At 63.2% G+C, this 13,816-nt stretch carries 11 protein-coding genes, 1 tRNA gene and 1 pseudogene; 5 read left to right on the top strand and 8 right to left on the bottom strand.

Going from position 1 to position 13,816, the window contains the following annotated elements; translation table 11 throughout:
* Positions 1-62: 62 nt before the first annotated feature.
* Positions 63-1,154 (bottom strand): LacI family DNA-binding transcriptional regulator, encoded by a 1,092-nt coding sequence (locus tag CHB64_RS09195; RefSeq protein ID WP_089412312.1) that lies wholly within the window; start codon positions 1,152-1,154, stop codon positions 63-65.
* Between the two features lie 66 nt (positions 1,155-1,220).
* A complete protein-coding gene (locus CHB64_RS09190) occupies positions 1,221-2,594 on the bottom strand; it encodes a pectate lyase family protein (RefSeq protein WP_089412311.1) in 1,374 nt (457 codons plus the stop codon).
* Positions 2,595-2,724: 130 nt separating this feature from the next.
* Here CHB64_RS09190 and CHB64_RS09185 point away from each other — a divergent pair, with 130 nt between their 5' ends.
* On the top strand, positions 2,725-3,585 hold the full coding sequence (locus tag CHB64_RS09185) for a 2-keto-4-pentenoate hydratase (protein WP_089412310.1): 861 nt from the start codon (positions 2,725-2,727) through the stop codon (positions 3,583-3,585).
* 57 nt (positions 3,586-3,642) lie between these two features.
* Here CHB64_RS09185 and CHB64_RS09180 read toward each other — a convergent pair whose 3' ends face one another.
* The 5 genes and pseudogenes from CHB64_RS09180 to CHB64_RS09160 all read right to left on the bottom strand — a co-directional run bounded on the left by CHB64_RS09180 (position 3,643) and on the right by CHB64_RS09160 (position 10,285).
* Positions 3,643-5,277 carry a family 43 glycosylhydrolase gene (locus tag CHB64_RS09180; protein ID WP_089412309.1) on the bottom strand — a complete coding sequence of 545 codons (1,635 nt, stop codon included), beginning with the start codon at positions 5,275-5,277 and terminating at the stop codon, positions 3,643-3,645.
* A 98-nt stretch (positions 5,278-5,375) separates the two neighbouring features.
* Positions 5,376-8,114: pseudogene (locus tag CHB64_RS09175) on the bottom strand (TonB-dependent receptor).
* A gap of 378 nt (positions 8,115-8,492) precedes the next feature.
* On the bottom strand, positions 8,493-9,002 hold the full coding sequence (locus CHB64_RS09170) for an SRPBCC family protein (RefSeq protein WP_089412308.1): 510 nt from the start codon (positions 9,000-9,002) through the stop codon (positions 8,493-8,495).
* Positions 8,999-9,346, bottom strand: a complete 348-nt coding sequence (locus tag CHB64_RS09165) for an ArsR/SmtB family transcription factor (RefSeq protein ID WP_089412307.1) — start codon at positions 9,344-9,346, stop codon at positions 8,999-9,001. Before CHB64_RS09165 ends, CHB64_RS09170 begins: the two co-directional genes overlap by 4 nt.
* Positions 9,347-9,850: 504 nt before the next feature.
* On the bottom strand, positions 9,851-10,285 hold the full coding sequence (locus CHB64_RS09160; RefSeq protein ID WP_089412306.1) for an Rrf2 family transcriptional regulator: 435 nt from the start codon (positions 10,283-10,285) through the stop codon (positions 9,851-9,853).
* 86 nt (positions 10,286-10,371) lie between these two features.
* On the opposite strand from CHB64_RS09160, the gene CHB64_RS09155 reads away from it, so the two are divergent.
* Positions 10,372-11,151 (top strand): class I SAM-dependent methyltransferase, encoded by a 780-nt coding sequence (locus CHB64_RS09155; RefSeq protein ID WP_089412305.1) that lies wholly within the window; start codon positions 10,372-10,374, stop codon positions 11,149-11,151.
* Positions 11,152-11,432: 281 nt separating this feature from the next.
* On the opposite strand, the gene CHB64_RS09150 is transcribed toward CHB64_RS09155, so the two are convergent.
* A tRNA-Ser gene (locus CHB64_RS09150) sits at positions 11,433-11,522 on the bottom strand.
* A 181-nt stretch (positions 11,523-11,703) separates the two neighbouring features.
* On the opposite strand from CHB64_RS09150, the gene CHB64_RS09145 reads away from it, so the two are divergent.
* Genes CHB64_RS09145 through CHB64_RS09135 form a run of 3 tightly spaced genes read left to right on the top strand, consistent with a single transcriptional unit; the run spans position 11,704 to position 13,803 of the window.
* Positions 11,704-11,976, top strand: a complete 273-nt coding sequence (locus CHB64_RS09145; RefSeq protein WP_089412304.1) for a hypothetical protein — start codon at positions 11,704-11,706, stop codon at positions 11,974-11,976.
* A gap of 4 nt (positions 11,977-11,980) precedes the next feature.
* On the top strand, positions 11,981-13,387 hold the full coding sequence (locus tag CHB64_RS09140) for a serine hydrolase domain-containing protein (RefSeq protein ID WP_089412303.1): 1,407 nt from the start codon (positions 11,981-11,983) through the stop codon (positions 13,385-13,387).
* Positions 13,384-13,803 (top strand): metallopeptidase family protein, encoded by a 420-nt coding sequence (locus tag CHB64_RS09135; RefSeq protein WP_089412302.1) that lies wholly within the window; start codon positions 13,384-13,386, stop codon positions 13,801-13,803. The genes CHB64_RS09140 and CHB64_RS09135 overlap by 4 nt, the downstream gene beginning before the upstream one ends.
* The last annotated feature ends 13 nt before the right edge of the window (positions 13,804-13,816 follow it).

Raw genomic sequence — 13,816 nt, 5'->3', positions numbered from 1 at the left:
GCTACGGGGCGCTGGCCCTCGCTCGGGCGGCGCGCGGCTGCGCTGTGTTGCGCGACCGAAGTTCAGCCGTTTTTCGGAGGCGCCGCGGACTCGCGTATGATCAGCTCAGGCTTGAACGCGATCAGCTCTTCTGGCTCGACGCCGGCCGCCTGCCGCAGGAGCAGTCTGGCCGCCGCCCGACCCATATCGCGAATTGGCAGACGCACCGTGGTCATCGGCGGCCAGACCCGCGAAGCCATGGGCGTGTCGTCGAAACCCACGATGGATACGTCTTCGGGCGCCTTGAGGCCGAAATCCCGCGCAGCCTTGTACACGCCGACGGCCATTTCGTCGTTGCCGGCGAAAATCGCCGTCGGCCGCTGCTTGCGCCGGAACAGACGCGCCGCGCATTCAACGCCGGATTCGAACGTGTATCCCCCTTCCACTGTCAACGCTTTGTCCAGCTCGATCGCGCTTTCTGCGAGTCCTTGCCGAAATCCCGCGAGCCTTTCATGCGCCGAACGGAAGGTCTTCGGCCCGTGAATATGCGCGATCCGAGAATGGCCGAGCGCCGCGATATGCCGGGCGGCGGCGGCCGCGCCCTCGAAGTCATGCGTGCGAACCATCCGCGCCGGCTCGTCAAGAACCACCGATGCGATGCGGACGTAATCGCAATTAAGCGCGCGCAGCATTTCGGCGAGTTTTTCGTCCTCGGACACCGACGGCGGCAGGATCACGCCGAACGGCTTCTGCTGAACGACGAACGCTTCGATCTTTTCATGAAACCGCGGATCGGCGCGGTCGCAGGGACGCAGGACGAGCTGAAAACTGGTGTCTTCAAGCTCATCCAGAATCCCGCGCTGCATGTTCACGACATATTGGGGGCTTGGATTGTCGTAGATCATGCCGATCAGGAACGAGCGCCTGAGGGCGAGCGCGCGCGCCTGCGGATCAGGCGTGTAGCCATGCTGCTTGATGATCGTCAGGACGCGCTCGCGCGTTTCAGACCGCACCAGCGGCGACTCATTGATGACCCGCGATACGGTCTTCTTCGAAACGTTGGCCAGCCGCGCGATGTCGTTGATCGTCACTTTCGACCGGTCGCGGGGCGGCGGCTCCTGTTCCGGCGCGCCGCCGCCGCGGCCGCCGGCGGGCCTGCTTCCGCGCTTGGCCACGTTTCTCCTCCGTCTTGTCCGTCGGTTCTGTATCGCTCGATGCGGCCGGCCGAACAATCGGCAAAATCACGTGCCCCTTGCCCGCGCGGCGGAGTCAAACGCCTCAGGGGTGAGGGGCTCCATCGTATCAAGATTCCATTGCGCCGGGTCGAATGGCTTGCGGGTCTCGACCGGCGCCGGATAACCGCCGACCTCCTCCTGGCTGTCGATGATTCGACCCCGCCCTTCCGCAACGTCGGCGAGCAGGCGGACGTCATGGGCGTCGCGGTCCCAGGGGCGCGCCCCTGCGTTCGCCAGAACGTGGCGCTCGACCGCATGGGCCGGCATCGGCTCAAGCCCGTCCGGAAGATCAAGCGGCGCGTCGCGGCGAAGAATTTGCGCAGGCCCGGCCGTGTAACGGCCCACAAGCGGCATGGACGCGCCGAACGCGTCCATCGCGATGGTGTCGCGTTCGTATAGCTCGAGATCGCCGTCTCCGCCGATCATGAAAACCGCAAGCCCGTTCGGCGTAGACGGTCCCGCCCGAACGACGTTTCCTATCGCCGTGATGCGTCCGTTCTCAAACGGGACGTCGCCCCATTCCAGCGCCTGCAGATTGTAATGAATGGCGCGGGGGCCGGGATTGTAGATAAGATTGTTCACGATAGCTCCGCGCACGCCGCCTTTAAACAACGGATTGCGTTCATAATTGTGCGCGTACAGATTGCCGTAAATCAGGATCTCGCTCGTATTGTCGTGTATCAGCGAGCCTTTCGAATGCTCGCCCTTCGCATGAGTGGCGTGCGCGAGCCCTTCGGCGATGATGTTATTGCTGAAGGTGATGCGGTGCGACGCGCCGCGGCGCCACTCTTCAGGCGATTCGCCGGTGAAGCGCGGGCCCGAGGCGGAAAGATTCTCGTCCGTCGCCCAGGTCAGCGTGCAATGATCGACGATCACGTTATAGGCGCCGACCGTTGTGATTCCGTCCGTATCCCAGCCGCTGCGCGGGGGTTCGCCGCCGTCGCCCGGCCTGATGCGGATATGGCGCACGATGACGTCATGCGTGCGGATGGAAAGGCCGCCGCGAATGAGCGTGATGCCCGGCGACGGCGCCGTCTGGCCGGCGATGGTCGCGAAAGGCTCGGAAACGACCAGCGTCTGCTTGCCGAGGTCGATTACGCCGCCGACTTCGAAGACGATGATGCGCGGCCCTTTCCGCTCGAGCGCTTCCCGCAAGGAGCCGGGCCCGTCCGCCGCGAGGGTCGTCACCCGAATGATCTCGCCCCCTCGTCCGCCAGGAGTCGCCGCCGCCCATCCCGCTGCCCCAGGAAAGGCCAGCCGCGCTTCCTCTTTGGTCGGCGCCGAGCCCTGCCGCTGGCCGTCGCAGCCCCATAACGCGGCCGCGCAGGCCAATACGAGCCCTGCAAGCGTCAGAATCCGAGAAGGGATGCGCGCGCCCATTTCGTCGATTCCTCCCGTTCCTGCTTATGCGGCGTCCCGGTTCATTCGCCGGGCTGATTCCATTTGAAAATGACACCGGTTTCCTATACTGTCCACCCGAAAAGCTAGCGGCCGGCCGGGCGAACAAAAAATGCAGGAAAAACAAAAAGAAGCAACCGACACGAAGGCGCAGCGGATCGCCGGAGCCTTCGTCGGGGCGCGCCTTGAGGCCGCGCCTCTATCCGCCTATCCGGGCGATCAGCCCGGGACGCTCGACGAGGCTTACGCCATACAGGATAGGGCGATTCGTCTTTGGCCTGATGAAATCGCCGGATGGAAGGTCGGGCGCGTGCCCGAGCCATTCGCCTCGGCGCTGGGCTGCGATCGGCTGGCCGGGCCGATCTTCAAACAGCGTCTGTGGCCCGCGACGGCGCAACCGACGGCCGCGCAGGCCTTCGAAGGCGGATTCGCCGCCGTCGAAGGAGAGTTCGTTCTCATTCTCGCCGCCGATGCGCCGGCCGGGAAAACGTCATGGACGATCGACGAAGCGCGCGCGCTGGTCGACTCGGTGCGCGCGGGCGCGGAAATCGCCAGCAGCCCTTTCGCCGGCATTAACGACCTCGGCCCTCTCGTGACGATCTCCGACTTCGGCAACAATAACGGGCTGCTTCTGGGGCCGGAGATTCCTGACTGGCGCGCGTTCAATCTCGCCGACTGGCGATGCGAAGTCTTCATCGACAGAGAGAGCGTCGGCGAAAACGCCGCGGCCGCCATACCAGGCGGCCCGCTCGAATCCCTGCGCTTCATGCTGGAGAACGCCGCGCGTCGCGGCCTTCCGCTCAAAAAGGGCGCTGCGGTGTCGACAGGCGCAGTGACCGGCGTTCATCGGATCGCCGTCGGCCAAACCGCCGTCCTGCGCTTCGCCGGACTTGATGATCTTACGCTTCGCATAGAAGCCGCCGCGCCGGATGAGCGCCAAAGGCGGGCGTCGCCGAAAAACGTCACGATTTGAAAATCGGACAGACTCCGGCCGAGGAAACCGGCTCGCAGACGGATCACGCCAGCGGCGTCAGCCTAACGCGCGATACTTCACGCCCCTGAAGCGCACGCTCCCCCGCCCCGCCGCATAAAGCCCTGGCCGCAGGCTCAGAAAATCATAAGCGACGTTGTGGTGATAGCCTGACGTATCCATCTGGACGTCGAACTTCTCCCATCGCGCGCCATCGACGCTGGTATAAATCGTGACGATATGCCTGTCGTTCTCGATACGGATGAAAAGGCGGCGCGGGAACGGCCGGGAACCCTCGGAACGGCGCCGTTCCATGCCGTAACGATGCATGACGAGGCCGGCCTCATCGAATCCGAGCCCGCAGTAGAGTCGGCGATTGTAGAACAACAGAAGGCCGCCGCGAGCCTCCGCGTCGCGCTCGACCTCGACCTCCGCCGAATAGGCGCGGTCGCCGCACACGAAGCACAAGGGCGAACTGTCGGAAGGGTCAGTCCCCTTCGCGCGCAGATGCAGCGTGTTGTCGGCGATGCGGACGCGATCATACTCATCCGCTGACGGATCATAGAACGCCCATTGCGGGCCGAGCCGGTCGCCGCTGAAATCATCCGACAGCGGCAGGCCATGCCGGACTGCGCGCCCGCCAGCGGGCTTCGCCAGAGGCGCGGAAAGATCTCCCCCGAGCGCTTCGAACCAGCCGTCCTCGCGCCAGCGCACGGGTTCCAGAAGACATTGCCGGCCGAGCGTCCAGTAGTCTTTTTCATAGCCGTGATAGATCAACCACCAGTCGCCCGCAGGGCCTTCGATCAAGGTCGCATGCCCGCGCGACCACCACATTTCTTCGCGCGAACGGGTGCGCACCTGCGGATTGTTCGGCGCGTGCTCCCACGGGCCGTGTACGGACTTCGAGCGCGCGGCGATCACCATGTGCCCCGTCGGCGGGCCGGCCGTGCCGCCCACGGCGGTGAGCATGTAGAACCACTCGCCACGGCGCAGCATTTTCGGCCCTTCCGGGCAGAAACATTCCACATCCCACTCTTCCGGATACCGCCAGGGATCGTAGACATGTTTGACCGGCCCGGCCGTTGCGAGGCCGTCGTCCGTCAGCGGAACCATGTCGCCGTTCGACAGGAAGAGATAACGTTTCCCGTCCTCGCCCACGATATGGCCGGGATCGATGTGATCAGGCAGATTCAGATCGACGGGCTCGCTCCACGGCCCCTCGATGCGGTCGGACCAGATGACATAGATCGATTTATAATCGCGCGTGCGCGCCGGAATATAGATGTAATAGCGCCCGTCATGCTTTACGAGATCGGGGGCCCAGACCGAGCCGACGGGCCTCGTCAGCGCCGGCCCGACCGGCGCCCAGTTCACCAGATCGAACGAGCGCCAGATCATCAACCCAGGATAGGCGTCAAAGCTCGAAAAGGTCAGATAATAAACGTCGCCGTCCTTGATGATGGACGGGTCCGGATGATCGCCGGCGAAGATCGGGTTTAAAAATGTTCCGTCGCCCCTGTCGGCGATGCGCTGTCCATCATATCCCCGGCCCCAGCGGCGCGATGAGCCCGCTCGCGGTCCGGAGGAGGCGCCTTGACCTAAAGGCGACGAGGCGCAGGCAGCGCCGGCAACGCCTGCCGCCGTAATGACGCTCAGCGCGCGTCGGCGTGAAAATCGCCGCTGCGTATCCCTCATGCTCCCGCCGCAAATAATAACCCGAGGCGGGGGAGGAGGTCCGCCTCGGGTTCCGGTCCAGTCCGGAGAGAGTCAACGTATCCGGAAACTCTCAGGGACTAAAAGTTGTAACGCGCTCCGAGAATGAAGTTACGTCCCGTATGGTGATAGACGTCCGGAAGCTTCAGACGGTCGAACGTCTGATTTTCGAATTCATCGGTGATGTTGATCACGTCGAACGTCAGCTCGATATTGTCCGTCACCTGATATTGTGCCGCGAAATCGAGATTGAACGTGGATGCAACGCCGCGCTCTTCACGGCCCGTTTTTTCGCCGCTTGTAATCGGCAGCCTCGTCTGGAAATCGCTGCGATAGGCGCCCGTGAGGCGCGCGCCGAAGCGCTCGTCTTCATAATAGAAGGTGGCGTTAAAGGCATTGTCGGAAAAACCGATGATGTCTTCGGAATCGACATAGGTGTAATTGCCGGTGAAACCGGTATTACCCAAAAACCCCGGCAGGAACGTGAAGGGCTGCTGGTAAATGAATTCCAGACCTTTCACCTTGCCCGAGCCGCCATTTGTGACCTGATTGATATCGACCGCCGGATCCTCGCCCATGCCCAACAGGATAGCCAGGGGGCTGGTCGGAGACGCAACGGAGGGGGGCAGTCCCGACTGGCTGAATGTCGTTTCCACCGTCTGCGACTAGGTGAAAAAGGAATCGATGTCCTTGAAGAACACGCCCAGCGCGAGCAGCGACTCCTCGGCAAAATACCATTCCATCGCGAAATCGATATTGGTGGCGCGGAAGGGGTCGAGGTCCGGATTGCCCATATTGATCGTGAATGGCGGGCCGTTGAAAGTGTCAATCGTGCCGCCCGGCGTCAGGTTGCCGAGCGCCGGGCGCGCGATGACGCGCGCGAAGCCCGCGCGGACGAGGAAGTCCTCAGCCGGCTCGAGAACGACGTTAAACGCCGGCAGCCAGTCGTCATATTTGCGCGTGATCGTGACTTCGTCTTCGCCGATGAAGCCGGTCGACGCGGTTTTCGTCCGCACATAGCGCACGCCGAAATCTCCCCGCACCGGCAGGCCGCCGGCGTCGAAATTGAAATCGAACTGCACATACCCGCCGAGGTCCTTTTCGGTCACGCCGCGCGTGTCCTGAATGCGCTGAACGGCCGGGATGTTAAGCAGGTCGATCAACGCGACGGCCGCGTCCCAGTCCGGCGACGCCCAGGAGGTATCGATGCCTGAAGGCGCGCCAAGTCCGTCGCCGAATCCGGTGACCGGATCGACGAGATCGGCAGTCACCGGGATGGGCGCGGAAAAGCCCGACAAGTCCGCGACATCGCCCTCGGCGCGCGCCTCGCGCGTTTCGAATGCGAACTCTTTCCAGCTTACGCCGGCGCTGGCTGTGATCGCGTCATTGAGATCATAGGACAGGTTGGATTGAATCGTATTGAAATCATTATCGACGCCCTGCGGCCGGTTGCGGAACTGCGTGAACAGGAAGTCGCCCGGATTGTTGACGTCGAGCGAACCAAAATCGATAAACGGCGCATTGATGTTGTCCGATCCGTCGAACGTATAACCGGTCACCGGATCGGCCGCATCGTAGAAGATCGTCGCCTGCACCGGCACGTCGAAATCGGATCGCGAAACCCCGCCGAAAATATTGCCTCGGAACCGATCATTGAATTCGTGCTCGAGATTGCCGGTAAACTGGTAGAACTCCGTTGACAGAAAATCCCGCCGGTGCTCGATGCGCGCCGGCACGAGGCCGTTGGAGGCGGGCTGCAGGTCGGCGGTGAATTGCTCCAGCACGCCGTCGCTGTTCACGGAGAAGTCCGTAATGTCGATGGCGCCGTTGTTGCTGCGGATGAAGACTTCGAGGAAATGCTCGTCGCGCACGCCGTCGAAGTCGGAAAAAAGTCCGTCAAGAGACAGCGTGGTTCTTTCCGTCGGCCTGAACTGCATGGAGCCGGTTATCCCAAGCCGCTCCTGATCGTAATCGAGACGGCCGTAACGCGGAATGCGCGGATACCAGGCATTGCGCACTGTCGCGCAATCGCCCGGCAATGGTTCGATCGGGTCGCCGGCGCCGTCAAGGCAGGACGTTCCTCCCACGGACCGGAACACGTCGAATGCGTCGAAACGGACGGTCGAAAAGCCCTCCTCTCGGATGTCGCGGCTCGTATAGGCGACCGACACCAGCGCGCCGAAGGTTTCCGACGGATTCGTGTAGGAAAGAAGGCCGGCGACGCGCGGGCCGACATCATCCGAAAGATCATTATAGAGCGCGGAACCGGCTACCGTTCCCGTCCAGCCCGGCCCGTAATCGAAAGGCTGCGCCGTTTTCAGCTCCACATTGGCGCCGAGCGAGCCCTCCTCCACCGAGGCCGACTGCGACTTGCGCACGACAAGCTCGTTGAACAGCTCGGACGCGAACGTGTTAAAATCGAAAGTCCGTGACCGATTAGACCCGCCGCCCGCATCCGACGCGCCCGTAGTCGTCAGCGATTCCATGCCGTTGATGCGCACGCGTGTGAAAATGCCGGAAAGGCCACGTACCGTGATCTGGCGGCCCTCGCCGGCTTGGCGGCTGATTGATACGCCCGGGATGCGCTGTAGCGATTCAGCTAGGTTGAGGTCCGGAAAATCCGCGATGTCTTCAGCGACAATTGCGTCGACAATGCCCGTCTCATTGCGCTTCGTATTTAATGCGGCGCCAAGACTGCTCCTGAATCCCGTAACGACGATTTCGTCGCTGGACTGAGCGTTATCGCCTTCCTGCTGCGCTTGGGCTGCGCCTGCGCCGGCCGCGAGGGCCAACGCGGAAACGCCCGCCAGAATTCTCATCTTGCCGGAGAAAGTCGCCATTTTTCCCTCCCATCTTTCCGCACGGCGTTCGCGTCCGCGCTGTTGGTGATGACACCGGTGTCATATATTGATACCGGTGTCATGATTGAAAGATACCTGATGGCGGCGGTCATGACAAGCACTTTGGGGCGATTTCGGCGCGGCCTGCCCCATTTAGCCCCCGGAGAAATGTGCGTCGCCATGCGAACGCTGCGACGCGAATGAAGCGAAAACGCCCGGAGCATACGACCCGATGAGCGGCCCGAGGTTATCACCCATGTCTTAGGTGCAAACCGTTACCTATGTCTCCGGGCCGAACCCTAACTCGGCTAGCTGGCCATGCACGCCAAAGATGAGCACTATGCCTACGCTGTAGCACTACGATTGCTCGAGGGTGAGCGGTCCGCTCCCATAAAACGTCATATTTCGGCCCTCTCGACCTTCGATGACGGCGACCAGATTATCGATATGCCAGGTCGTGCCGTGCTCGCGGCCCTTCACCGCCTCGTCTCCGCCCGTCAGATAGCAGCCCTGTTCGGTGTGGATCAGCCGGGTCCGGTCACCTTCAGCCCTGAATTCGAGCGTCACCAGGGAGACCGACAGCTTATCGCCGTTGAGGAACATGTCGTAGACGAGGATGATGCGCTCGTTCTCCACGATGTCGTGGTAGACGGCTTGGAAGTCGGTGATCATGCCGCTGGGCCAGCGGGCGTGGAACCGTTCCTTGCCGCCGACGCGGAAGTCGAAGTCGCGGTTCAGGGTTTCGATGTCCGACGGCGCCTTGAACCAGGCGCTCTTGGCCTCCAGAGTGGCGTAGGCCGCAAAGACCCGCGCCGGCGAGGCGTTCAGCATCCGCTCGATCGTGAATGTGGCGTTGGTGACGGTCATCGGCCTTTCTCCTCGGACGCGGTTTGGGCTAGGTAGGCCTCGAGTTGGTCGTATCGCCGTTCCCAGAAGCGCTTGCGCTCGGCGATCCAGCGTTCGACCTGGATCATGGTCCCGATCTCCAGCGTGCAGGTGCGCACGCGACCGACTTTCTCGCTCCTCACCAGCCGCGCCTCCTCCAGAACCTTGAGGTGCTGGATCACCGCCGACAGAGTCATCGGCAGGGGCTTGGCCAGTTCGCTGACCGAGGCGGGACCTACGCTCAGACGCTCGACCATGGCGCGCCGTCCTGGATCGGACAGGGCCTGGAACGCGCGATCGAGCGGCTCGGCTTGATGCTGTAGCATTCACTTAAGTATTGATCGAAAGAGCGCTCGAGTCAACCGCTGCGTTGAGCGGCGTCGCTCTCCACGGTTGCGAAGGGTGGAGCGACCGTCGGCTCCTCCAACGATCGGCCGCCTTTAAGACGACCGCGAAGGCTTGAGCGGCCGGGTCCGGCGCGACCCGGAAGTAGCGGCGGTGGGCGGCAACGTCACAAGACCTCGCGCAATCGGTGTTTGGCGGGCCACGCCCGATGAAGATGAGCACTATGTCCACGCAGTAGCACTACGATAGCGAATAGCAAATGAGGACCAGGTTACGACATTTGCGTCTGCCGGTGCGAACGTCCAAGTCTAACAGAAGCAGTCGTCAGCGCATGATGAAGCAATTCGCCGGCAGCCGTCCAATCCAGCACATTCCGCAGTTCGCCATGCCCTCTTTATAAGAAGGCGGCCCCCGGGAGGTTCAGGAAGACGGGTGTTGGCCCGCCATGCCGTGCAAGCTTCCCAAACTGGAAAAACCTAGTCGGCCTAGCTGCTGACGCTGTCGCAGCGATCATCGAAGGACTGGACAAGTGCCGCCAGGCTGATCGATCCCAAACGCGTTACCAGCAGCCGCTCTGCTTCCTGTAGCGCGTCGCCCAAGGCTTCGTTGACGACGATGGCGACTTGGCAGCCGGGCTCCGGATGCTCGATTCCAATCGCGAAAAGGCGGGGACCGCCAACGGCACGATGCACGTCCAGCAGCGTCACCGCATTCAGGTCGGCCGTGATGGCCCAGCCGCCACCATGCCCCTTTTCCGAACTGACGTAGCCCGCATCCCGAAGGCCCGCCATCGTGCGGCGGATCAGGACGGGGTTGGTTCCCAGCATCCGAGCGATTGCCTCCGAGGTCATCGGGCCGTCGTGCCGCGCCATGTGAATCAGCACGTGCAGCATCCGGGAGAGGCGACGGTCATTCCGCATGGCGCCACCTTCGTCGCCGTCATCGACTTGGCAAGCCTGCATTTTCACGATACCTATTAAGTTGCGTGAATCGTGGAACATAGCGAATGGGTGAGTTCAACAACACCGACCACTGGGACGGCGCTGCCGAGCGGTACGAAAAGACGGCTCACCCCTACACGTCACGCTATGTCGATGCCGCGCTGGCCCACGTACCGCTGACGCATGCTTCCCGGGTGCTTGACGTTGCAGCCGGAACAGGCGCGCTCGCTTTTGCTGCGGCGCGGGCGGGGGCGCAGGTTCTCGCGACCGACTTCTCGCCCGGTATGGTCGCGCGCATCGCGGCCAAGGCGGTGTCAAACATCGAGGCGCGAGTGATGGACGGCCAGGCGCTCGACTTGCCCGACGAAGCCTTCGACGCGGTTTTTTCGTTTTTCGGCGTGTTCATGTTCCCGGACTGGCGCAAGGGGCTGGCGGAAATGGCACGGGTCACGCGGCCCGCCGGATACGGCGTCGTCGCCGTCTGGCAGGATCGTGGTGCCGGTGCCTTCATGCTGCTCGGCCAGTTGATTCGACGACTGTTTCCAGATCGTGATCTCGCGCCCATGCCTGAGGCAATGGCGATCCTCAGCACGGCCGAGGGCCTTGCCAGCGAGCTGGTCAAAGCAGGGTATCGTGATCCGCAGATCGAACATGTGACCCGCGACTTTGACCTCGACATGGCAATGCTTGAGGATATCGATGCGCTGTTCGGCCCTTCCCCTGACTGGACGGGTTTGGATGCCGCCCAGAAGGGCCTGATCGTCTCCGAGTTGCGTCGGATGGCTGGCGATCAACCGCAGCTCCCAATCCCGTCCACCGCGTTGATCGGTATGGCACGCAGGTAAACTCGTGAAATTGCGCATCCGCCGCTCGGTCAGGCGAGCTGGGGCGTTTCCACAACTGCTTCCTTTTTGGACTGCCGCCGCCGACAGCTTAAGCTGGTCGGCACCATACCTTGCATGCTCATTCATCGCTTCGGCACGCTTTCCGAGAGCGTCTGTTTCTGCCGGGAGCCGCCATTTGAGCGGGTCAGCTTCAATGACGAATTTGTCCCACAAACCGCAGTTCGGGCGCCGAGCGTAGCGACGGCGGTTGAAAGCGGGTGACGTCGGCGGACGGCGGCATATGGCGGACAGGGAGGGATTCGAACCCTCGAGACGGTTACCCGCCTACACGCGTTCCAGGCGTGCGCCTTCAACCACTCGGCCACCTGTCCTTGACGAGGCGGACTATCAAAGGCGCGCCGGGCGCGCAAGCAGCCCCCTCCCGGCCCTCCCGTTCCGCGAACTGCGACGGGCGAGATGCGCTGCGTGCGTCCGGCGGGCGGGGGATTTGCAGCCTGTTTCGCATCGGGATAGTCTGCCGGTCGGGGATGCGGTTCGCGAGGGGTGACGAACATGGCGGCGTTCAGGTTTCTGGCATGGTTGCTGGTGGCGATCGCGGTGGCGCTGTTGGGGGCGGACGCGGTCTCTTCCCTCGAGAACGGCTCGCCGGTGGTTCGCACTACGGCGGAAATCATCTCGCTTTTCGGAATCGACGGGCTCGCCTTGGCCGAAGCCGCACCGAAAGGAGCATCCCAAGCCATCGCCACGATCATGGACCTCCCGCTATGGGCGGTGGTCGGCCTGATCGGCGTCGTGCTCACCCTGGTTTTCCGCCCGCTGGAATAACCGCATGAGCCGCCGCGGATTTTGGCTCGCCGGCGGCGTCGTTCTCGCGACAGCGGCGGGCGCATTCCTTCATTATTATCTGAACGGCGTGGCCCAGGTTCCGGCCGGCTACGTGGCGAAAACCCTGTGTTCGGAGATCTTTCTCGCCGGCCGGCCGGAAGCGGTCGTGCGAGCTGGCGAGTTCTCCGGAATTAATCCCGTTTTAGACCACGTGCGCGCCCGCGCGGACAAGGAGGCGAAAGCCGTCAGCGCCGCGCTCTACGGCCTGGGCCGCTCTCGGGCGATTTACCGCGATGGATATGGTTGCGCGATCGCGCGCGGCCCCCTTGCCCCGCTTCCCCCGCTCGAACCGATGCGCCCCGGCGCGCCTTGGCCTGAAGCGCGGGCGGATTCCGTCAGCGCCCTGCCCCGTGTGGATTATGCGGCGATCGAAAACGCTCTCGACGCGGCGATGGCCGACGCCCGCGCCGCGCATCGCGCCTTGCTCGTTGTCGTCGACGGCGCGTTGGTCGCAGAGCGTTACGCGGACGGATTCGACGCGGCGACGCCCTTCCTGAGCTGGTCGATGGCCAAGAGCGTCACGGCGACGATCGTCGGCGCCGCCGTTTTGCGCCGCCATATCGACATTACGGACCCCGCGCCGGTCGAGGAATGGCGCGACGACCCGGCTCGGGCGGCGATCACCTGGAACGACCTTCTGCGGATGCAAAGCGGGCTCGCCTTCGATGAGAACTACGCCGATCCTCGCTCGGACGTGAACCGGATGCTGTTCCGCGAGGCTGACGCCGGCGCAGCGGCGGCGCGCCGACCGCTCGTTCATCCGCCTGGAGATCATTGGTCCTATTCGAGCGGAACGACCAATCTCATCGCGCGCACATTGCGCCGCGTTCTGGCGGAAAAGGGCGTCGATTATCAGGCCTTCGCGCGCGAGGCCGTTTTCCGGCCGATCGGCGCGGCGAGCGTCGTCATGGAAACTGACAGCGCCGGCGCGCCGATCGGTTCGTCTTACGTTTATGCGACGGCGCGCGACTGGGGGCGGCTCGGCCAGCTTTATCTCAATGACGGAGTCTGGGAAGGGCGCCGGCTGCTGCCGGAAGGCTGGCCGGATTACGTCAGCGCGCCGACGCCGGCGTCAGACGGCGCTTACGGCGCGCATTTCTGGCTCAACAGGGACGGCGAAATGCGCCGGCGTTATATTTCCGGGGCGCCGGAAAGCCTCTACTTCTTCTCCGGCCATGAAGGACAGTATGTCTTCATCATCCCGGACAAACGGACTGTCATCGTCCGGACGGGCATGACGCGGGGGATGCCTCCCCTGAGCGTCGTCGCGCCCACCGTCGCGGCCATCGTCGCAGCGATCGGATCCAGCGACGAAGCCGGGGCGTCGTCAGGCGCTGAGGCGTCGCCATGAGCGCCGCCGACTGGCGCGCCCGGCGCGCGCCTTCGCTCGAGGAGTTCGACGCCCTCGCACGCGCCGCTTTCGATGCGCTGCCGGAAGCCTTTCGCCGTTTGTGCGGCAATGTCGTGCTGCATGTCGCGGACTTCGCTGAAGAGGAAGTCCTAAACGAGATGGGCATCGACGATCCATTCGAACTCACCGGACTTTATGAAGGCGTCGATCTTCTCGAAAAGTCCGTATCCGATCCCGCAGCGACGCCTGATCACGTGCATCTTTATCGCCGCCCGCTGCTTGAGGAATGGATCGAGAACGGACAGATCACGCTCGGCGAACTGATAACCCATGTGCTCGTGCATGAGATCGGCCATCATTTCGGCCTGAGCGACGCGGAAATGCACGCGATCGAGGACTCCGCCCAGCCGGGCTGAGTGTTCGCGCGTC

This window comes from Amphiplicatus metriothermophilus, assembly GCF_900199215.1.
GTDB lineage: Bacteria > Pseudomonadota > Alphaproteobacteria > Caulobacterales > Parvularculaceae > Amphiplicatus > Amphiplicatus metriothermophilus.
This window is presented reverse-complemented; position numbering and strand designations above follow the sequence as displayed.